The sequence below is a fragment of the Salinicola aestuarinus genome (assembly GCF_003206645.1).
Lineage (GTDB): Bacteria > Pseudomonadota > Gammaproteobacteria > Pseudomonadales > Halomonadaceae > Salinicola > Salinicola aestuarinus.
In genome coordinates, this window is sequence record NZ_PZJP01000002.1 from 80,647 (window position 1) to 101,445 (window position 20,799).

Sequence of the window (20,799 nt, forward strand, 5' to 3'; positions counted from 1 at the left end):
CATCGACAATGACACGTCTGCATAACTTCTGCGCCGGGCCGGCTGCAATGCCCTCGGCAGTACTGAACCGGGCTCGCGAAGAGATGCTCGATTACCGCGGCCAGGGGCTGTCGGTCATGGAGATGAGTCATCGCAGCCCGACCTTCGAGGCGATTGCTGCCAAGGCGGAGCGAGACTTCCGCGATCTGCTCGCGATCCCCGACAACTATCGGGTGCTGTTCATGCAGGGGGGCGCAACGATGCAGTTCGCCTGTGTGCCGCTCAACCTGCTGGGCGGCGGCGGCTCGCCCAACTATCTCGATACTGGCATCTGGTCGACCAAGGCGATCAAGGAGGCCGGACATCTCGGCGGCGCTCATGTGGCGGCCTCGACGCGTGAGTCGGGCTACGACCGGGTGCCGCGCGCCGACGAGATTGCGCTGTCGTCCGATGCCGCCTATCTGCACTACTGCCACAACGAGACCATCGGAGGCCTCGCCTTCGATTACGTCCCCGACGTTGGCAGCGGCCGGGAAACGGTGCCGCTAGTCTGTGACATGTCGTCGTCGATTCTCTCGACGCCGCTGGATGTCAGTCAGTACGGTGTCATCTACGCCGGCGCCCAGAAAAATATCGGGCCTGCCGGCATCACCGTGGTGATCGTGCGCGAGGATCTGCTCGATCGTGCCGTCGCGAGCACGCCTTCGCTGCTTGGCTGGAAGGTCTACGCCGACAACGACTCCATGATCAACACGCCGCCCACTTATGCCTGGTATCTGGCGGGGCTGGTCTTCGAGTGGTTGAAAGAGGATGTCGGCGGTCTGGAGGCCATGGAGGCGATCAACCGCCGCAAGAGCCAGGCACTCTACGACACTATCGACACCAGCGATTTCTACGCCAACCCGATCGCGCCGGCCAACCGCTCGCTGATGAACGTGCCGTTCACGCTGGCGGATGAGGCGCTCAATGCGCGCTTCCTGGAGGAGGCGCAGAGCAATGGGCTGCTCAACCTGAAGGGACATCGCAGCGTCGGCGGCATGCGTGCGAGCCTCTATAATGCGGTCAGCGAAGCGGACGTCAGCGCGCTGATCACGTTCATGCAGGACTTCGAGCGCCGTTGTGGTTGAGCGGATGGTTACATCACTGCAGTCAGTCAGGAAACGCTCATGAGCGATACCTCCCAGCCGCAGGACCTCGCCGCGCTGCGCCAGCGCATCGATGCCCTGGATGCCGAACTCCTGCGGCTCATCAGCGAGCGCGCCGAGTGCGCCGCCAGGGTCGCGCACGTCAAGACCGCGGATGATCCGGACGCGGTCTTTTATCGACCCGAGCGTGAAGCCCAGGTCTTGCGCCGTGTGATGGATAACAACCCGGGGCCACTCCACGCGGAGGAGATGGCGCGGCTGTTCCGCGAGATCATGTCGGCTTGCCTGGCGCTGGAAAAGCCGATCAAGGTCGCCTATCTCGGTCCCGAGGGAACCTTTACCCAGCAGGCGGCGCTCAAGCACTTCGGACACAGTGCGAACAGCCTGCCGATGGCCGCCATCGACGAAGTCTTTCGGGAAGTGGAGGCCGGCGCGGTCAACTACGGGGTGGTGCCGGTCGAGAACTCCACCGAGGGGGTGGTCAATCACACTCTGGACTCGTTCATGGATTCGGGTCTGCACATCAGTGGCGAGGTGGTGCTGCGCATTCACCATCACCTGCTGGTGTCGAGTGTCACGCGCAAGGACAAGATCTCGCGGATCTATTCGCATCCACAGTCGCTGGCACAGTGTCGCAAATGGCTCGACGCGCACTATCCCCACGCCGAGCGAGTGGCGGTCTCCTCCAACGCGGAGGCCGCGCGCCTGGTCAAGACCGAGTGGCACAGCGCGGCGATCGCCGGGGATATGGCGGCCCAGCTCTATGGGTTGGAGCACGTCGCCGAGAAGATCGAAGATAGTCCGGACAACTCGACGCGCTTTCTGATCATCGGTAACGAATCCGTGCCGCCCTCCGGTACCGACAAGACGTCGATCGTGGTCGCCATGCGCAACCAGCCAGGCGTGCTGCATGACCTGCTGGAACCGTTTCATCGTCATCACGTCGACCTGACACGGTTGGAGACGCGGCCCTCGCGTCATGGCGCTTGGAACTATGTCTTTTTCATCGACTTCAAGGGGCACGTCGACGATGACGGCATTCTCGACGTCCTCGAGGAGGTGCGCGGCCACGCCTCTGACATGAAGATACTCGGGTCCTATCCGGTCGGTGTTCTCTAGGATGCACGACGCAAGCGCGCGAGAGGCGGGTAGGGCGACAGGCGGGCCCCCCGTTCTGCTCATCGTCGGGCTGGGAATGATCGGCGGTTCCTTCGCCGCTGCGCTCAAGGCCAATGGGTTCGGCGGCGAAATCCTCGGTTACGACCTCAATGCCGACGAGATCGAGACCGGTCTGCGGCTGGGAGTCATCGATGACGGAGGAACGCAGCTCTCCCCGCTGGTCGAGAGAAGCGACATCGTCTGTCTCGCGGTGCCGGTGCTGGCAATGGGGCCGGTGCTGCGCGAGATGGCGCCGCTGGTAGGTGAGCGGATTCTGACCGACGTGGGTAGCACCAAGCGCGCGGTGCATGAGGCGGTCGTGGGAGCGCTGGGGTACTTCCCCCCGCGTTTCGTACTCGGCCATCCCATTGCGGGTTCGGAGAAGAGCGGCGTTGCCGCCGCCAACCCGGCGCTGTTCCGTCAGCACAAGGTGATTCTGACCCCGACCCCGGAGACCGCCACTGACGCGGTGGGCGCCGTGCGCGGGCTCTGGCAGTGCTGCGGCGCGCAGGTACTGGAGATGTCGATGGCAGAGCACGACCAGGTATTGGCGCGCACCAGTCATCTCCCGCACCTGCTGGCTTTCTCGCTCGTGGATACGCTGGCTCGGCAGGATGCGCGACTCGATATCTTTCGCTACGCGGCGGGCGGATTCCGTGACTTCACGCGCATTGCCGGCAGCGATCCGGTGATGTGGCGCGATGTCTTTACCGCCAACCGGGATGCGGTGCTCGGGGCGCTGGACGATTTCGAGGCGGGGCTTGCCCGTCTGCGGGTGGCGGTGGAACAGGGCGATAGCGACGCCATGTTGGGCACCTTCGATCGCGCCAGCCACGCGCGACACTATTTCGAAACGCTGTTGAATCAGACGAGTTATCAGACCATGGAAGCACGACAGGTTCAGTACCGGGTCTCGCCCGGCGGTTCGGTCGCGGGGCGAATTCGCGTGCCCGGCGACAAGTCGATTTCGCATCGCTCGATCATGCTTGGTGCGCTCGCTGACGGCGTCACCGAGGTCAAGGGGTTTCTCGAGGGCGAGGATAGCCTGGCGACGCTGCAGGCGTTTCGCGACATGGGCGTGGCGATCGAAGGCCCCCATCAGGGCCGCGTCACCATTCACGGGGTCGGGCTTCAGGGTCTCGAGCGCCCCGCCGGGCCCATCTACGTGGGTAACTCCGGCACGGCGATGCGGCTCTTCGCCGGGCTGCTTGCTGGACAGGCGTTCGATACCGAACTGACCGGCGACGCCTCGCTGACCAAGCGGCCCATGGCCCGGGTCGCCGACCCGCTTCGTACCATGGGTGCGGTGATCGACACCGCCGAGGGCGGCCGACCGCCTCTCAGGATCCACGGCGGCCAGCCGCTCAAGGGCATCGATTACGACATGCCGATGGCGAGCGCGCAGGTCAAATCCTGTCTGCTGCTGGCCGGTCTCTATGCCAAGGGCGAGACACGCGTGCGCGAGCCCGCTCCGACACGGGATCATACCGAGCGCATGCTCAATGGCTTCGGCTACGCGGTCAGCCGTGAAGGCGATGTCGCGCGTCTCGAGGGCGGCGGGTCGCTGACCAGCGCGCCGATCGACGTACCGTCGGACATCTCTTCCGCCACCTTCTTTCTGGTCGCCGCGGCGATCACCCCGGGGTCGGATCTGGTGCTCGAGCATGTGGGTATCAACCCGACACGCATCGGCGTGATCAATATTCTCAAGCAGATGGGCGCCGACCTTCGGCTGGAAAACCCGCGGGAAGTCGGCGGCGAGCCGGTCGCCGACCTCTACATTCGCTATGCGCCGCTGACGGGGATCGACATCCCTGTCGAGCAGGTACCGCTGGCGATCGACGAATTCCCGGCGCTGTTCGTGGCCGCGGCCAACGCCGAGGGCACGACTCGTCTGCGCGGTGCCGAGGAGCTGCGCGTCAAGGAGTCCGATCGGATTCAGGCGATGGCCGACGGCCTCGCGGTGCTCGGCGTCGACGCCGTCGTCTATGAAGACGGTATCGACATCGTCGGCAAGGGCGGGGAGGGCGCCAACTATGGTGGCGGCCAGGTCGACAGCCTTGGCGATCACCGCATTGCGATGGCGTTCACCGTGGCCGCCCTGCGCGCAAACGAGCCGATCTTGATCGACGATTGTGCCAACGTTGCGACCTCGTTCCCCGGCTTCGTTACCCTGGCGAACCGGGTCGGTCTGCAGCTCGAGGAGGTGACGGCATGAGCGATACGACGTCGATCGTGACCATCGATGGTCCGGGTGGGGCCGGCAAGGGCACGATCAGCCGTATGATCGCCGAGCGATTCGGCTGGCATCTGCTCGATTCCGGCGCACTCTACCGGCTGACGGCGCTCGCCGCGCTGCGCAAAGGCGTAGCCACCGACGACCCTGCCGGCCTGGCCGAGCAGGCCCGCGATCTCGATGTCGTCTTTGCTGTCGATGACGGTCGAGCGACGATTCTGCTCGAGGGCGACGACGTCACCCGCGAGATTCGCCGGGAAGAGGTGGGTGGCGCGGCATCGCGCGTGGCGGCCCTCCCGGTGGTTCGCGAGGCACTGCTCCAGCGTCAGCGCGATTTCCGTAAGCCTCCGGGGCTGGTTGCCGATGGGCGCGACATGGGGACGGTGGTTTTCCCCGACGCGCCGCTCAAGATCTACCTCACCGCCTCCGCCGAGGAGCGTGCCAAGCGGCGCCAGCGTCAATTGCACGAGGCGGGGGAGAATGCTAGACTTTCGACCCTTTTGGAAGAAATCAAAGCGCGCGATGCGCGTGATATGCAGCGTGCGGTGGCGCCGCTCAAGCCGGCAATCGATGCCGTCGAGCTCGACACCACGCAGCTGGATATACCGGAAGTCGTGAAGCGTATCGAAACGCTGATCGTCGAGCGCGAACTGACCTGAGGTCGACAGCGCTAGGCAGCAGCCGATGACACACTTCCGTTCCGGGGCCCCTGGCAAGATGTCAAGATGTGCAGCGACCACGCATGCCAAGTCGCGGCATATCCAACCAGCGCCAACGTCCCCAGGGATATGTCGATAAGGCCCGTGCTCGCTGGTGGTACGGAGGAAGGCGGTCTTGGCCGTCATTAACGTTGATTACGTAGGAATCACATGAGCGAAAGCTTTGCTGAACTGTTTGAACAATCTCTCCAGGACATCAACATGGAGCCCGGTGCCATTGTCATGGCAACCGTGGTCGACATCGAAGGCGACTGGATCACCGTCAATGCTGGCCTGAAGTCCGAAGGCCAGATCCCGGTCGCGCAATTCCGCGACGACAATGGTGAAATGACCATTTCGGTCGGTGATGAAGTCAAGGTTGCACTGGAAGCCGTCGAAGACGGGTTCGGTGAAACCCGCCTGTCCCGCGAGAAGGCCAAGCGTGCCGAAGCGTGGAAAGAGCTGGAAGCGGCCTTCGAGAAGGACGAGATCGTCAAGGGCGTGATCAACGGGAAGGTCAAGGGCGGCTTTACCGTCGACGTCTCCTCCATTCGCGCGTTCCTGCCGGGTTCGCTGGTCGACGTGCGTCCGGTCCGCGACACCGCGCACCTCGAGCACAAAGAGCTCGACTTCAAGGTCATCAAGCTCGACCCGAAGCGCAACAACGTTGTCGTTTCCCGTCGTGCCGTTCTCGAAGCCGAGAACAGCGCCGAGCGTGAAGCGCTGCTCGCCACGCTTCAGGAAGGCCAGCAGATCAACGGTATCGTCAAGAACCTCACCGACTACGGCGCTTTCGTCGACCTCGGTGGCGTCGACGGCCTGCTGCACATCACCGACATGGCTTGGAAGCGTATCAAGCATCCGAGCGAAATCGTTGCCGTCGGCGACGAGATCAATGTCAAGGTGCTGAAGTTCGATCGTGAGCGCAACCGCGTCTCGCTGGGCCTCAAGCAGCTGGGCGAAGATCCGTGGGTCAACATCGTCGGCCGCTATCCGGAAGGCACCAAGGTCAACGCGACAGTGACCAATCTGACCGACTACGGCTGCTTCGCCGAGCTGGAAGAGGGTGTCGAAGGTCTGGTCCACGTCTCCGAAATGGATTGGACCAACAAGAACATCCACCCGTCCAAGGTTGTTCAGGTCGGTGATGACGTCGAAGTTATGGTGCTGGATATCGACGAAGAGCGTCGTCGTATCTCCCTCGGTATCAAGCAGTGCACCACCAACCCGTGGGAAGACTTCAGCGGCCGTTACAACAAGGGCGACCGCGTTGCAGGTACCATCAAGTCGATCACCGACTTCGGTATCTTCATCGGTCTGGAAGGCGGCATCGACGGTCTGGTGCACCTCTCCGACATCTCCTGGAGCGAAGCGGGCGAAGAAGCGGTTCGTCAGTTCAAGAAGGGCGACGAAGCAGAAGCCGTCATCCTCTCGATCGATCCGGAGCGTGAGCGCATCTCGCTGGGCATCAAGCAGCTCGAGTCCGATCCGGTCTCCGAGTTCCTGGCCGTCAACGACAAGGGTGCCGTCGTGACGGGCCGCATCGTCGAAGTCGATGCCAAGGAAGCCCATGTTGAGCTGGCCACTGATGTCGTCGCTGTGCTCAAGGCGTCGGAAATCAGCGCTGACCGTGTCGAAGACGCGCGCAACGTGCTGAACGAAGGCGACAACGTTGAAGCGAAAATCATCAACGTCGATCGCAAGAGCCGCGTCATCAACCTGTCCATCAAAGCGAAGGACCAGGTCGATACTCGCCGCAACATGACGAAGCTTCGTGATCAGCAGGAAGACGACGTCAACGGTCCGACCACCATCGGTGATCTGATCAAGCAGCAGATGAGCCAGGACTGATCTCGCGATTCGAGATCTGATCGGCTAACAAAAACAGCGCCTCCGGGCGCTGTTTTTTTATGTCTGCCGTTTGCGTCGTTCACTGTGCTCGGGTGCTCGGGTGCTCGGGTGCTCGGGTACTCGGGTGCTCGGGTGCTCGGGTGCTCGAGGGTTCGGGGGCTTGGCAGGCCGGAGGAGGGCGCCTGCGACAACAAACGCGTCGCCGCTTGCGCATCGCACTGGGAATGAGAGGCACGACGGTGCAGGTCGGTTTAATCAGGCGTTGTGGCCGGTGAAGCCGTTGCCGAGTCAGCTCGAGGTGGGATCAGTGGCGTAGCCAGTCGCGAAGCCGGCGGCGTGGCGATGCTTGACGCGTTGCATCACTCCCGCAAAGCCCGTGGACGCTCTGCTGAAGCGGCGCGATGACCGCATCGAGATGGTAGCGGCAAAGCGCCTGATCCAGCGCGCCCGGGCACTGTGCCATCAGCAGGCCGCAGTGATAGGTCGCTACATCCAGCGCGGCACGCACCTCGGGAAAGGGGGCTGCCGCTTCCCGGCTGTTCTTGAGTTCGCGCAGCAACATCCTCAACATCTCGGCATCCAGCCAGCACGGGGTCGTATCCGTTGCATCGCCCTGGGGAAGCGACTTTTTGACCGCCTGGAAAGAGACCTGGAGGAAGACGCAGGTGTAGTGAAGCTGGGCGCGTTCAGAAGTCATGGTCGGCACCGGCTATTGATGAGATCGATTCCCATTCTCTATTCGGCGCCGATGCTTGTCAAAGCCAATCCCTTTCAGGATGTCATCACGCTTGGGTAACAGCGTGCGGTAGGGCCATCACCGGGGCTCACCGGACTTCTCTAGGGCTGCCAGTACCCCCCGCAGAATGGAAAGCTCCTTGCGGCTTGGCTCGGCGCGCGCGAAGAGGGCGCGCAAGTGAGCTTCTGTCTTGGCGTGGGGTTGATTGAGAAAACCGGCTGCGCTCAGGGCCTGGTGCAGGTGGGCGTGGAAATGCTCGAGCTGCTCAACGGTCGGGTAAGGTCCGCCGGCCGACAGGGCAGGCTTGGCGTTCTCGCGACGGTTGGCCTGGCGAAAGGCTTCGTAGGCGACGATCTGTACTGCCTGCGACAGATTCAGGATGCCGTAATCCGGGTTGGCGGGGATGGTCAGTTGATGCGTGCAATGACCGATCTCTTCGTTGGTGAGGCCGTAGCGCTCGCGACCGAAGACAATGGCGATACGCCCTTCCTCGAGGCGCTTGGCGGCGTCTTCCATCATGACATCGGGCCCGTCATAGCAGGGCAGTGGCAGGCTGCGCAGTCGCGCGCTGGCGCCGATCACCTGAACGCAGTCGCCGACGGCCTCGGAAAGCGAACCGACCACGCGGCAGTCGTCGATGAGGTCGCTGGCACCGGCGGCAAGTCGGGTGGCGTCTTCGTCGGGAAACTGGCGCGGGTTGACGAGTACCAGATCGCTGAGGCCCATGGTTTTCATGGCACGGGCGCTGGCACCAATGTTGCCAGGGTGGAACGTCTGGACGAGAACGATGCGAATGCGATCGAGCATGCGCTGAAGGCTCCGGGGCAGGAAATGAGATGACAAACGCGAGACGAAAAAAAGCCCCGCCGAGTGGCGGGGCTCTCCATGATACCTGAATATCATGCTGCCTGAGCGGGTCAGGCGGGGCGGGGCATTTACATCATGCCGCCCATGCCACCCATGCCGCCCATGTCCGGGGCGCCGCCGCCACCGGCCGGAGCGTCTTCCGGGTCGTCGGCGATCATGCATTCGGTGGTGATCATCAGGCCAGCGACCGAGCCTGCGGACTGCAGAGCGGAGCGCGTGACCTTGGCCGGATCGAGCACGCCCATGTCGAACATGTCGCCGAACTCGCCGGTCTGGGCGTTGTAGCCGAAGTTGCCTTCACCGTCCTTGACGCGGTTCAGGATCACGGAAGCTTCTTGGCCGGCGTTGGTCACGATCTGGCGAAGCGGTGATTCCATGGCGCGGACCGCGATGGCGATGCCGTGCGTCTGGTCTTCGTTGTCGCCGGTAAGACCCTTGATCTTGGTCAGGATGCGAACCAAGGCAGTACCACCGCCAGGCACGACGCCTTCTTCAACGGCAGCGCGAGTCGAGTGCAGTGCGTCTTCGACGCGAGCCTTCTTCTCTTTCATTTCGACTTCGGTCGCGGCACCCACGCGGATGACGGCAACGCCGCCGGCCAGCTTGGCGACACGCTCCTGAAGCTTCTCGCGGTCGTAGTCAGAAGAGGTCTCTTCGATCTGGGCGCGGATCTGGCTGACACGCGCTTCGATGTCGGAATCCTGACCGGCACCATCGATGATGGTGGTGTTCTCTTTGGACATGGTCACGCGCTTGGCGGTGCCCAGGTGGTCAAGAGTGACCTGCTCGAGGTCCAGACCGACTTCTTCGGAGATCACGGTGCCGCCGGTCAGGATGGCGATGTCCTGCAGCATGGACTTGCGACGGTCGCCGAAGCCAGGCGCCTTGGCGGCCGCGACTTTGACGATGCCGCGCATGTTGTTGACGACCAGCGTCGCCAGCGCTTCACCTTCGATGTCCTCGGCGATCAGCACCAGCGGCTTGCCTGCCTTGGCGACGGCTTCCAGCGTCGGCAGCAATTCGCGGATGTTGGAGATCTTCTTGTCGACCAGCAGGATGTACGGGTCTTCAAGCTCGACCGCCATGGTTTCCTGGTTGGTGACGAAGTACGGCGAGAGGTAGCCGCGATCGAACTGCATGCCTTCGACGACTTCCAGCTCGTCTTCGAAGCCACGGCCTTCGTCGACGGTGATCACGCCTTCCTTGCCGACTTTCTCCATCGCATCGGCAATGATACGGCCGATGTTGGTGTCGCCGTTCGCGGAGATCGTGCCGACCTGAGCGATGGCGTTGGAGTCGGTGCACGGCACGGAGAGCGACTCGATCTCTTTGACGGCGGCGGCGACGGCTTTGTCGATACCGCGCTTGAGATCCATCGGGTTCATGCCAGCGATGACGCCTTTCAGGCCTTCGTTGACAATGGACTGTGCCAGAACGGTCGCGGTCGTGGTGCCGTCACCGGCCACGTCAGACGTCTTGGAAGCGACTTCCTTGACCATCTGAGCGCCCATGTTCTCGAACTTGTCTTTGAGTTCGATCTCTTTGGCTACCGAGACGCCGTCTTTGGTGACGGTCGGTGCGCCGAAAGATTTTTCCAGAACGACGTTGCGGCCCTTCGGACCCAGCGTGGCTTTAACGGCGTTGGCGAGAGTGTCGACACCCTTGGCCATACGGGTACGAGCATCGCTGGAGAACTTGACTTGTTTAGCTGCCATTGTTCGGTATTCCTACTCTGAAACGTGAAATGGTGACGAACCGTTGAGCGAGGAGGGCGATCAGCCTTCGACGACGGCCAGGATGTCGCCTTCGCTCATGATCAGCACTTCTTCGCCGTCGATTTTCTGCTTCTCGACGCCGAAGCCTTCCTTGAAAATGACCGTGTCGCCGACTTTGACGTCCAGGGCGCGAACATCGCCACTGTCGAGAATGCGGCCATTGCCTACCGCCAGAATCTCACCGCGCGTCGGCTTTTCCTGGGCGCTGCCCGGAAGCACGATGCCGCCAGCCGTTTTTTGCTCTTCTTCTTTGCGGCGTACGATGACGCGATCGTGCAAGGGACGGATATTCATTGCTCACGTTCTCCTGATGGTTACATGTTGCAAATGCACGTTCCCACATGAGCGATGCTCAGGGGGGAAGAAGGCTGACGCCTTCCGGTTAATCGGCCTTATGGCCTAAAGCTATCGCTGCTGCCTTGATGGGGCCGGACGTTGCGCTTTCAAGGCTGAGATCAAAAAAAATTCGTTGAATCGGTAGCTTGTCGAGTCTCGGTGACGCTCATCGCGGTCGCGAATCGTTATCGCATTTTTCCACGAACTCACCCTCGAGCGGCTCCCCGGTATCGTCGCGACGATGTTCTCTGCCAGGCCGCGGGTCTGGGCCACGCTGCCAGTCGTCACTGGCATCGACTCTCGCGCCGTAAGGCTGTCCCGTGTTCGGTGCTACCCGTGTCCAGCGTCGGAGTAGTCGGCCGCTCCCCGGAATCAGGCAGAGCAGTCCGGCCATGTCGGATAAAAAGCCCGGCGCAATGAGCAGGATGCCAGCCAGCAGAAACCCGGCGCCGTGGAGTAGTTCGTCGGAGGGAACCTCGCCGCGCGCAAATCGTTCGCGAGCGCGCTGGAAGGTCAGCAGGCTCTCGCGACGAATCAGATGAATACCGAATGCCGCGCTAAGGGCGATCCAGAGCAGCGTGACCAGCAAGCCGAGTTTGGCACCGAGGGTGAACAGCACCACGAAGTCGGCGATTGCCATGAGCACGAGCAATAAGAGAAGGGGCATGACGTCTCCCTGATTGAGTCTGCCTGACTCTCTCAGATGGAGACGATCGGCCGGAATGCAAGTCGCGCGGCCGACGGGGACCGCGCGAAAGGAGGGCTAGATCAAGTGGAGGTTAAAGCGTCGCATCGTCGCCGAGGTTGTCGACGGTCTTCGGTCCGATGCCACTGACGCGGGTGAGATCTTCGAGGCTTTCGAACGCGCCGTGGGTTTCGCGCTCGTCGACGATGGCCTGAGCCTTGACCTCACCGATGCCCGGTAGCGAGGCCAGCGATTCGACGGAAGCCTGATTGACGTTGACGGCATCCTGGGCGAGGACGCTGATGCTGAAACCGAGCGCTACAGCAAGGAGTGCGGTGCGTATTATCTTTGTCATTACCTTCTCCATCGGGGTGTTGGTATCAAATTGAGGCACGCGGGGCGGTGCCCCCATAAAACCCATCGACAGACCTCGGCGAGACTTGAATCGCCATCCCCTCGAATTTGACCGTCATCCCCGAGGGCCCACCGGATTGGGTATACTCGCCCGCGAATTCGTCTGCCGGAGAGCTTCATGGCCGCTATCTCGACTCCCCTGATCATCGCGCTCGACTACGCCGATCTGCCTTCAGCTCTGGCGATGGCGGACTCGCTCGATCCCACCCGCTGCCGAGTCAAAATCGGCAAGGAGCTATTTACCCGAACGGGGCCGGCAGCGATCGATGCCCTGCATGAGCGCGGGTTCGAGGTGTTCCTGGATTTGAAGTTCCACGACATTCCCAACACGGCCGCCGCCGCCGTGGAAGCTGCCGCCGACCGCGGCGTCTGGATGACCAATGTTCATGCCGGCGGTGGCCGGCGAATGATGGAGGCGTGTGCGGCGCGGCTTGCAGAGAAAAGACATGCGACGCGGCTGATTGCCGTCACTGTGCTGACGAGCTTGTCGGATGACGAACTGGGCGAAATCGGAGTGGTGGGGAGCGCTGCGGAGCAGGTCGAGCGACTGGCGATGCTCGCCCAGCAGAGCGGCATGCACGGTGTCGTCTGTTCAGCGAAAGAGAGCACTCGGCTGCGCGAGCGCTGTGGCGACGCGTTTCTGAAAGTGACACCCGGGATCCGCCCGGCCGATGCCGACGGTGGCGATCAGCGCCGCATCATGACGCCGGAAGGGGCCATGGCGGCCGGTAGCACGCACCTGGTCGTTGGCCGAGCCGTGACGCGCGCCGCGATCCCCATGGAGGCGCTGACGGCGATAGAGCGCGCCATCGCCTAGTGGCTCATTCGCCCTCGATACCGGTGATGGGCTTGCTCGTGCCCCAGCTGTGACAGTGAGGGCACTGCCAGGTGAGCTGTTCGGCATCGAAGCCACAGCGCTGGCAACGATAGCGGGGGCGAACACTCAAGAGTTGTTGGGTGTGCTGCTTGAGTAGCTCCAGTCGATCCCTCTCCCCCGGATCGCTATCTTCGAGATACAGATCCATCAGGAAATCCACGCCGCGCAGACTGGGTTGCTCACGCAGTTGGTCGCTGACGAAAGCGCACGCCATCTCAGTGCCTTGGCGTTTCTTGAGGGCATGAGCGGCCATAATCACGATCGTGGTCTGCGGGTTATGCTGAAGCTGTTCTTCAAGGAATTGCCACCAGCCCGTGTCGTCGTCAAGTAGCTGATAGGCGTCTCGGAGCGGCAGCAGCACCAGCGGCGCAAAGCTGGCATCCTGCTCGAAAATCCGCTGCCAGCAGCGAATGGCATTGCGGTACTGGCTGATGTCCCATTCGATCTGGCCCAGAATCCAGTTGGCGCGGACACAGCGGTCGTCGATGTTGAGCGCCTGACGCAGGGCTTTTCTGGCCAGCGACGGGCTGGCATCCCGGCGATACTCCATTGCCAATTCGCACTGCCAGTGTGCCGCCGCTCTGCGGATGTCGGCATCAGTGCGGATCAGTGGCTGTGCGACCTCCAGTGCTTGCGACCACTCTTTCTCCCGCTGGAAGAGATCCACGAGTAACCGCTTGCCGGCGAGTTTCTGTTCGTCGTCGGCGTTGGCTTTCTGCAGCCCCTGTAACAGGCGTTCGGCGCGGTCCAGTAGACCTAGATTGAGGAAGTCGCGAGAAAGTTCGAGCTGAACTTGACCGCTCTGGACGGCCGTTAGCGCGGGGCGCGCCAGCAGGTTCTGATGAATGCGCACGGCGCGATCGGCTTCGCCGCGTGACCGGTAGAGATTGCCAAGGGCAATGTGCGTTTCAACCGTGTCGCTGTTGACCTCCAGCGCTTGCGTGAAGGTCTCGATGGCTCGGTCTGGCTGCTCGTTGAGCAGGTGGTTGAGACCCACGAAGTAGTCCCGCGGTAGCGAAGACTCCCCGCCTCGCGACGCGGTCTTTCGTCGACCGCCGTCACGCCGGCCCAACCACCAGCCAATGGCGATGGCTGCCACTAGCATGGCCAGTAGCAGAGCATCGCTCATGTCAGGTGCTTTCCTTGAACTCCCGCGTCCGCAGACGATCGAGTTCCTTGCGCTGTTGCTGATTGTGGCGCTGGGCGCGAGTCAGAAGCGTCCGTAGCCGCAGATACATGCCCGTCATCGCGAACATCCCGAGTATGACGCCGCAGGCGAGCGCCACCAGAAGCCATAGGGAGAGTGAGGCGGGAGGCAGTTCGACCCAGATCAAATCCAGCGGCATCGGTTGCTGGTTATTGACGGCGAACAGAATACCGAGCAGCAGCACGACGATGAGAATGACAGCGAGTATGACGCCCTTGAGCCAGCGCATAAGGATTCCTGATAACGAGCCTCGGCGGCGAGTTCAGTGAGCTCGCCGACCGACGGTGGGCTTGCGAGAGCCCGGTGACTGGGTGATCAATAGCCGAGCGCTCGGCTGGCATTGACCTGTTCGCGCAATTCCTTGCCCGGTTTGAAATGAGGGACGAACTTGCCATTGAGGTCAACCGGGTCGCCGGTCTTGGGGTTGCGACCCGTGCGCGGCTCGCGAAAATGCAGGGAGAAACTCCCGAAACCCCGAATTTCGACCCGCCCGCCATCGGCGAGGGCACTGGTGATATCGTCCAGAATGACCCGGACCGCGGCTTCGACTTCCTTCGCCGAGAGCTCGGGGCGACGGGTGGCAATCTGCTCGATCAATTCCGACTTGGTCATCGACACTCTCCGTGGGCATCGGCCCGGCGGTTAGGGGCGCACAATTGGAACGCCGACTTCTATTGTTGTCGATTCAGCATACTTCGCAAGTTTTGCGAAAACAACGCACTAGGTTCCGATGGTTCGATCTTGGGCCACGGTATGGCAAGGCTATCGTCGGGCGACCCGGCTCTCGCCAAGTCGCATGTAGGGACTGGCATTTCCCCTCACGGCGACATCAATAGTGGGAGTGTCTCGCGTTGGTCTACAATGGGCTGTCGTTCCAGCCTCCAGGAGACCCCGTGTCCGATAACGAAGATACCGTAAGAAAGCGTCTTTACTGGCACTCCCGCCGCGGCATGTGGGAACTCGACCTGCTCCTCGTGCCATTTCTCGAAGATTGCTATGACGCGCTCTCGCCGGAGGATCAGGTCCGTTACCGCGAGCTCATCGCGGCAGAGGACCAGGATCTCTTCACCTGGCTGATGCGTCGTGAGTGGCCGGAGGATGAGGATCTACGTCGAATCGTTCAGATGATCGTTGAACATGCCGAAGCCCTCGATCGCCGTCGACATCAAACGCTCTAGGCTAGCGCTGACGGCTCAAGGTCTCTCGCTTGTGTTGCTCGTCGTGTACACGGCGAGCTTCGCGTCACGACCGCTGGCCGTCGTCTGGCTGGTCGCAGGCGTCGGCTATCTGGCGTCGAGTTGGCGTCGCGCCGCTGGACACCGCCGCTTGCGCTGGCGATGGGGAGAGAGCCGCGCGATCTGGGAATGTTCAGTGGATGGGCGAGACTGGCAAGAGATTCGTTGCCAACCGGTGCGTATCGGGCCTTGGCTGTCCGGGCTCAAGCTCGACGGCAGAACGCACTGGCTCTATCCCGATAGTCTCAGCGTCAACGATTTCCGAAGTCTTCGAGAGACTTTACTGATTCACGAGGGGCAAGCATCGAGGCGGTGAGGTTCACGCGGTCATTGGCGATGATGACCAGGCACAAGTCGGGCATCGCCGAATGCCGTCGATACAACGCAAACGGCCCCGCCACTAGGCGGGGCCGTTGCCGTTCGACAACTCGGCGGGTGACTGCCGAGTCGACGTGGCTCAGCGGCGTCCGACCAGAAAGCCGATCGCGAAGCCGGCGAGAGCCGCGACACCCATGCTGCTCCAGGCATTGCGATGGACATAGTCATCGGTCTCACGCCAGGCCTCTTCGGCGTGCTCGACGAGGTCAGTGCCGAGATCGTCGGCGCGATGGCGGGCATGATCGATGCCCTTGCGACCGCGGCGCTTGGCATCTTCGTAGTAGTAACGCGCATCTTCACGGTATTTGCGGCTCATGGATCGTCCTTAATCTATGGATGGGGTTCGTAGGCAGTTGGTGCCGTCGCTACTCAACGCTTGCGAATCAGCAGCGCGACAAAGGCCCCGGCGAAGGCAGCTATACCCACGCTTTGCCAGGGTTTGGCCTGCACGAAAGCATCGCAGCTTTCGCACGTATCCGCGACCTGCGCGTTGACGCGCCGTCGCGATCGCTCCGCCCAGCCGTCGTGGCCGGCAAGATAGGCGGCCACGTAACGGGGCGGCTCATCGATGCTCTCCTCGAGCGGTTCAGCCCCGAAATCATCTCGGGCGCTCATCGGCTCGCCGGTACTCGACGCATCGCTCAACTGGCTGCCGGTCTCCGCGGCCGCCGCGATGTCGTCGTCGAGACGCTGGACCTGCGGGTCTTTATCTGCACGATGAAAAAGGCTCACATCACGTCCCTCGGTATCGGTGAAAGCTCGCTATCAGTGTAGACAGCTTTGCCCGATGCGCCCCGTTTCTCACGTCATCGATCACGCTCGTCCTTTGCGATCTCGGCGGCAAGCTCTGCATCGAGCCGGCGCCCGACACGCCCCGGGGAGCCGCTGCGTTGGGCCAAGAGTGCGTAGGCAACCGGGACGATGAAGAGTGTCAGCAAGGTAGCAATCGCGACGCCCCAGAAGATCACGGTACCCATGACAATGCGCGACTCCGCCCCTGGCCCGAATGCGAGCAGTAGCGGTACGGCGCCGGCCATGGTGGTAATGGTCGTCATCAGTATCGGTCTGAGCCGCGTCACCGATGCCTCTATCAGTGCGGTCTCGAAAGGCCGCCCCTGGTCGCGCAGCTGATTGGCGAACTCGACGATGAGAATGCCGTTCTTGGTGGCAAGCCCCACGAGCATGACCAGCCCGACTTGGCTGTAGATGTTGAGCGATTGGCCGCCAGCCCAAAGCCCAAGAAGCGCGCCACCGATGGCCATCGGCACCGTGAGCATGATGATCAGCGGATGGATGAAGCTCTCGAACTGCGCCGCGAGCACGAGGAAGACCACCAGAATGCCGATCACGAGGAGAAACGTCGTGGCGCCGCTGGCCTGCTGATAGTCGCGCGAGGGGCCCTTGTAGTCGATGACCGCCTCGGCGGGAAGTTCCTCCGAGGCCAGAGTCCGCAGTGTGCGAAGGGCCTCGCCCAGCGTCGTCCCCTCGGCGAGATTGGCCTCCAGCGTGATGGCACGCATGCGATTGAAGCGGTTGAGCTCGCTGGCACCCGCGAATGATGAAACCTCGACCAGGCTTGCCAACGGGATTAGCGCGTCGCCGGTTGCGCTGCGCACCTGGACGTTGTCGAGAACGCTGGGGTTTCGCTGACGGTCGCGTTCCCCTTCGAGGATCACGTCGTACTCCTCGCCATCGTCCACGTAAGTCGTGACACTGCGCCCGCCGAAGAGGGTTTCGAGTGTTCTGCCGATGGTCGATACCGTGACGCCGAGCGATGCGGCGCGATCGTAATCGATATCGATGCGAAGCTGCGGCTGGGTCTCCTCGTAGTCGCTGTCGATGGCTTCCATGTCGTGGCCGCCGTCGCTGCGCAGGCGAGTGAGCATGCGGTCGCGCCACTCAGCCAGTGCGTCGTAGGTGCCGCCGCCGATGACGAACTGGATCGGCTTCTCGACCCGGCCGCCAAAGCCCTGCCGCATGACCGGCGTGGCCGTCACGCCCGGCAGATCGCCAAGCTTTTGGCGGATCTCGTCCATGATGGCCCATGCCGAGCGCCGCTCGCCCCAGTCACTGAGCGAAACGATCGCAAGGCCGTCATTGAAGTTCTCGAGGCTGCCGAAGCCGCGCGGCCCGCGTATCGAGAGCTGCATGATGTCGCCACGCGCTACCAGCGACATCAAGCGCGCTTCGATCTCATCGAAGTAATCCTGCATGTAGCGAAACGTCGCGCCTGGCGGCCCTTCGATCAGCACGAAAAAGTTGCCGCGGTCCTCTCGCGGCGTGTACTCACTCGGCAACTGTTGAGAGAGCCAGCCGGTCCCGGCGAGCAGGAGAGAGAACGTGACGACCACCGTCCAGCGTCGGCGAAGCGTCCCGCGTAGCGCGCGACGGTAGCCCGCCTGCACGCGCCCCAGCACGGTGTGGACGCCGCGGCTGATGCGGTTGTCATGAAGTCCCGGGTGGAGCAGTTTCGAACAGAGCATCGGGGTCAGCGACAGCGCCACCCCGCAGGATATCGCGACGGCGGCGGCCAGCGTCAGCGCGAATTCGGAGAACAGTCGGCCGATATCTCCCTCGAGCAAGCTCAGTGGTACGAAGACCGCGACCAGCACCAGCGTGGTCGCGACCACCGCAAAGCCGATTTGGCGCGTGCCGCGCAGGGCGGCGACCAATGGCGTCTCACTGAGGACCACCATGCGCCGATGCACGTTCTCGATGACCACGATGGCGTCATCGACCACCAGACCGATGGCGAGCACCAGTGCCAGTAGCGTCAGCAGATTGAGAGTGAAGCCGAACGCGGCGAGGAAGACGAAGGTGCCGATCAGGGAGATGGGAACAGTGATCGCTGGCACCAGGGTCGTGCGCAGGTTGCCCAGAAACAGAAAGATCACCATCACTACCATCGCCATGGCAATGAACAGTGTGATCACCACCTCCCGAAGGGCGCCGGAGACGAAAATCGATGAGTCGAAGTTGAGCGCGAGCGCCATGCCGGCGGGCAGGCTCTCCTGGAGGCGTGCCATTTCTGCCCGAGTGGCCTCGGCAACTTCCAGCACGCTTGCCGTCGACTGCTTGATCACTCCCAGACCGACCCTCGGTACGGTATTGCCGCGATAGATCGAGCGCTCCTCGATCGAGCCCACTTCGACCCGCGCCACGTCTGCCAGTCTCACCAGATAGCCGTCGCTCCCCCGGGCGATGGCCAGGTCGCGGAAATCCTCGGCCGTCACGAAGTTGCGGGGAATGCGCAGCGTGAACTGGCGCTCCCGGGACTCCAGAAAGCCCGCCGGCAGCTCCACGTTCTCTGTCTGGAGTGCCGCGGCCACGTCGTCGACCGTCAACTGGCGGGAGGCGAGCGCGTTGCGGTCAAGCCAGACCCGCATGGCGTACTCCTTGCCGCCACTCAGTCGCACCCGGGCGACGCCATCCTGAGTCGAGAACCGGTCCACCAGATAGCGATTGGCGTAGTCGGTGAGCTCGGGAATGGTGTAGCCCTCGCCGAAAAGCGACAGCCAGACGATGACGTCGTCGCTGCTGTCGCTCTTCTCGATTTCGGGAGATTCCGCCTGAGCCGGGAGGTCGTCGGCCACCGCCGAGATGCGATCGCGAATATCGTTGGCGGCGCCGTCGATGTCGCGCGTCAGCGAGAACTCGACGTCGATCTCCGACTCGCCGTCGGCGCTTTGCGATTCGATCGATACGATCCCCTCGAGGCCGGCAATACGGTCCTCGAGAAGCTGGGTGATCTGGGTTTCGACCACGCTGGCCGACCCGCCGGGATAGCGTGTCTCGATGCTCACGATGGGCGGGTCGATGGCCGGATACTCCTGCAGCGGAAGGCGCTCCATGGCGAGCAGACCAAAGGCGAGCAGTAGCAGCGAGCCGACAGTAGCGAGGACGGGGCGACGAATCGAAAGATCGGAGAGGCGCATCAGTCAGCCAATTCCGACGCGCTCGACTGGCGCTGACGTTCGAGAACACCGCGGATCTCGTCGCCGGTGACATTCTCGGCCATCACCTCGACTTCATCCCCCGCGTGAACCTTGAGCGTGCCGTGGGTGACGACACGGTCACCTTCGGTGAGGCCCGCGACGATCTCTACCTTGCCATCGCGCCGCTCGCCGATCGTCACCTCCCGCCGAGAGACTCGAGCGGGTGTTGCGTCGTCGAGTCGCCAAACGGTCTGGCGCTCGCCGTCGGGGATCAGAGCCCCTTCCGGCACGCTCAGCGCCTGTCGAGGGGGCTGGCTGAGGATGACGACCATGAGCATGCCGGGGCGCAGCAGTGACTCGGTGTTATCCAGCAGCGCACGCACGGTGGCGCTCCGGGTGACGGAATCGATGCGCGTGCCGAGCGTTGCGACATCGGCCTCGAAGGTGCGTTCGGGATAGCTCGGGGTCGTGGCGCTGAGGGCCAGTCCGGGATGAACCGCCGAGATCAGCGTCGCCGGTACGGTGAAGTCGAGCTTCATCACGTCGAGCTTGTCGAGGGTGACGAGTTCGGTGCCCGGCGTTATCAGTGCGCCTTCGCTTAGGTTGCGCAGGCCGACGGTGCCGCTGAAGGGCGTACGGATGCGATGATCGTCGATGCGTGCCCGAATTTCGTCGATTTCCGCCTGGCTCTGGGCGACCAGTGCCGCGCTATCCTCGAAGGTGGCGCGGACTCCCAGGTTACGATCCTGGAGCTGCTGAGCCCGGGCGAGGGCGTTCCGGCGCTGCTGTAGCAACGCCTCGGCGGCACGCAGTCTCGCCTGGGGCCCGACGTCGTCGAGCTGAACCAGCCACTGCCCGCCATCGACCCGGCCGCCATCGTCGAAATTGAGCGACGTGACGCGGCCTGTCACCGTGGCGGAGAGCGTGACGCTCTCGTCCGCGCGAAGGGTTCCCAGGGCTTCCAGTGAGTCTTGCCAGCTTTGCGTCGTGGCCGTTGCCGTCATGACCGGGGTGGGGGCCTGCTGCGCGTCGGCTACCCCGGTCAGCCCGAGGCAGAGCACGGCTATCACGCAGACGGCCGCGATCAACAATGTCAGGCGTATCGTCAGAGTGGTCTGGACGCCTTCAGGGAGCGCGACTGCGAGTGGGGAGGGGCGAATAGTTGTTGGCATGAGCATCCGTCGAAAGGGCGGCGACGTTCCCTCCCTCGTCTGAGGGGAGAGGGACGACCGATAAATGAATCGCCAAGGGGCGGCTCCGAAGTCGGGGCGGCCGCCCTCACTGGAC

20 protein-coding genes are annotated in these 20,799 nt (G+C 62.8%); 7 read left to right on the forward strand and 13 right to left on the reverse strand.

Annotation, left to right across the window (positions count from 1 at the left end):
* The first annotated feature begins 8 nt into the window (after positions 1 to 8).
* From serC to rpsA, 5 genes are all read left to right on the forward strand, one after another.
* Complete coding sequence (gene serC / locus DOM41_RS02565; protein ID WP_110685285.1) at positions 9 to 1,106, forward strand: 3-phosphoserine/phosphohydroxythreonine transaminase; 1,098 nt, start codon at positions 9 to 11, stop codon at positions 1,104 to 1,106.
* A gap of 39 nt (positions 1,107 to 1,145) precedes the next feature.
* Complete coding sequence (gene pheA, locus DOM41_RS02570) at positions 1,146 to 2,243, forward strand: prephenate dehydratase (RefSeq protein ID WP_110685286.1); 1,098 nt, start codon at positions 1,146 to 1,148, stop codon at positions 2,241 to 2,243.
* A 1-nt stretch (position 2,244) separates the two neighbouring features.
* Positions 2,245 to 4,500, forward strand: coding sequence for a bifunctional prephenate dehydrogenase/3-phosphoshikimate 1-carboxyvinyltransferase (locus tag DOM41_RS02575; RefSeq protein ID WP_110685287.1), 2,256 nt, complete (start codon positions 2,245 to 2,247; stop codon positions 4,498 to 4,500).
* The gene (gene cmk / locus DOM41_RS02580) at positions 4,497 to 5,177 is read left to right on the forward strand and encodes a (d)CMP kinase (RefSeq protein WP_110685288.1); all 681 of its coding nucleotides are present in this window, start codon (positions 4,497 to 4,499) and stop codon (positions 5,175 to 5,177) included. Before DOM41_RS02575 ends, cmk begins: the two co-directional genes overlap by 4 nt.
* Positions 5,178 to 5,387: 210 nt before the next feature.
* Complete coding sequence (gene rpsA, locus DOM41_RS02585) at positions 5,388 to 7,067, forward strand: 30S ribosomal protein S1 (RefSeq protein WP_110685289.1); 1,680 nt, start codon at positions 5,388 to 5,390, stop codon at positions 7,065 to 7,067.
* A gap of 304 nt (positions 7,068 to 7,371) precedes the next feature.
* Here the strand turns inward: rpsA and DOM41_RS02590 are convergent, their stop codons facing one another.
* The 6 genes from DOM41_RS02590 to DOM41_RS02615 all read right to left on the reverse strand — a co-directional run bounded on the left by DOM41_RS02590 (position 7,372) and on the right by DOM41_RS02615 (position 11,821).
* The gene (locus tag DOM41_RS02590; RefSeq protein ID WP_110685290.1) at positions 7,372 to 7,764 is read right to left on the reverse strand and encodes a hypothetical protein; all 393 of its coding nucleotides are present in this window, start codon (positions 7,762 to 7,764) and stop codon (positions 7,372 to 7,374) included.
* Positions 7,765 to 7,881: 117 nt separating this feature from the next.
* On the reverse strand, positions 7,882 to 8,610 hold the full coding sequence (locus tag DOM41_RS02595; protein WP_110685291.1) for an RNA methyltransferase: 729 nt from the start codon (positions 8,608 to 8,610) through the stop codon (positions 7,882 to 7,884).
* Between the two features lie 128 nt (positions 8,611 to 8,738).
* A complete protein-coding gene (groL, locus tag DOM41_RS02600; RefSeq protein ID WP_110685292.1) occupies positions 8,739 to 10,385 on the reverse strand; it encodes a chaperonin GroEL in 1,647 nt (548 codons plus the stop codon).
* A gap of 60 nt (positions 10,386 to 10,445) precedes the next feature.
* A complete protein-coding gene (locus tag DOM41_RS02605) occupies positions 10,446 to 10,739 on the reverse strand; it encodes a co-chaperone GroES (RefSeq protein ID WP_110685293.1) in 294 nt (97 codons plus the stop codon).
* Positions 10,740 to 10,947: 208 nt separating this feature from the next.
* Positions 10,948 to 11,448: an FxsA family protein gene (locus DOM41_RS02610; protein WP_110685294.1), complete on the reverse strand. Its 501-nt coding sequence runs from the start codon at positions 11,446 to 11,448 to the stop codon at positions 10,948 to 10,950.
* 112 nt (positions 11,449 to 11,560) lie between these two features.
* Complete coding sequence (locus DOM41_RS02615; RefSeq protein ID WP_110685295.1) at positions 11,561 to 11,821, reverse strand: ComEA family DNA-binding protein; 261 nt, start codon at positions 11,819 to 11,821, stop codon at positions 11,561 to 11,563.
* A gap of 177 nt (positions 11,822 to 11,998) precedes the next feature.
* Between DOM41_RS02615 and pyrF the strand changes: the two genes are divergently transcribed.
* Complete coding sequence (gene pyrF, locus DOM41_RS02620) at positions 11,999 to 12,697, forward strand: orotidine-5'-phosphate decarboxylase (protein ID WP_110685296.1); 699 nt, start codon at positions 11,999 to 12,001, stop codon at positions 12,695 to 12,697.
* A 4-nt stretch (positions 12,698 to 12,701) separates the two neighbouring features.
* On the opposite strand, the gene lapB is transcribed toward pyrF, so the two are convergent.
* The 3 genes from lapB to DOM41_RS02635 form a co-directional block, all read right to left on the reverse strand.
* Positions 12,702 to 13,886 carry a lipopolysaccharide assembly protein LapB gene (gene lapB / locus DOM41_RS02625; RefSeq protein WP_110685297.1) on the reverse strand — a complete coding sequence of 395 codons (1,185 nt, stop codon included), beginning with the start codon at positions 13,884 to 13,886 and terminating at the stop codon, positions 12,702 to 12,704.
* Between the two features lies 1 nt (position 13,887).
* A complete protein-coding gene (locus DOM41_RS02630; protein WP_110685298.1) occupies positions 13,888 to 14,193 on the reverse strand; it encodes a LapA family protein in 306 nt (101 codons plus the stop codon).
* Positions 14,194 to 14,279: 86 nt separating this feature from the next.
* Positions 14,280 to 14,576 carry an integration host factor subunit beta gene (locus DOM41_RS02635; protein WP_110685299.1) on the reverse strand — a complete coding sequence of 99 codons (297 nt, stop codon included), beginning with the start codon at positions 14,574 to 14,576 and terminating at the stop codon, positions 14,280 to 14,282.
* Positions 14,577 to 14,857: 281 nt separating this feature from the next.
* Here DOM41_RS02635 and DOM41_RS02640 point away from each other — a divergent pair, with 281 nt between their 5' ends.
* Positions 14,858 to 15,142, forward strand: coding sequence for an FAD assembly factor SdhE (locus tag DOM41_RS02640; RefSeq protein WP_110685300.1), 285 nt, complete (start codon positions 14,858 to 14,860; stop codon positions 15,140 to 15,142).
* Between the two features lie 514 nt (positions 15,143 to 15,656).
* Here the strand turns inward: DOM41_RS02640 and DOM41_RS02645 are convergent.
* The 4 genes from DOM41_RS02645 to DOM41_RS02660 all read right to left on the reverse strand — a co-directional run bounded on the left by DOM41_RS02645 (position 15,657) and on the right by DOM41_RS02660 (position 20,684).
* Complete coding sequence (locus tag DOM41_RS02645) at positions 15,657 to 15,893, reverse strand: ElaB/YgaM/YqjD family protein (protein WP_110685301.1); 237 nt, start codon at positions 15,891 to 15,893, stop codon at positions 15,657 to 15,659.
* Positions 15,894 to 15,946: 53 nt separating this feature from the next.
* Complete coding sequence (locus DOM41_RS02650) at positions 15,947 to 16,309, reverse strand: glycine zipper domain-containing protein (RefSeq protein WP_110685302.1); 363 nt, start codon at positions 16,307 to 16,309, stop codon at positions 15,947 to 15,949.
* 74 nt (positions 16,310 to 16,383) lie between these two features.
* Complete coding sequence (locus DOM41_RS02655) at positions 16,384 to 19,512, reverse strand: efflux RND transporter permease subunit (protein WP_110685303.1); 3,129 nt, start codon at positions 19,510 to 19,512, stop codon at positions 16,384 to 16,386.
* Positions 19,512 to 20,684: an efflux RND transporter periplasmic adaptor subunit gene (locus DOM41_RS02660; RefSeq protein ID WP_110685352.1), complete on the reverse strand. Its 1,173-nt coding sequence runs from the start codon at positions 20,682 to 20,684 to the stop codon at positions 19,512 to 19,514. The genes DOM41_RS02655 and DOM41_RS02660 overlap by 1 nt, the downstream gene beginning before the upstream one ends.
* Between the last annotated feature and the right edge of the window lie 115 nt (positions 20,685 to 20,799).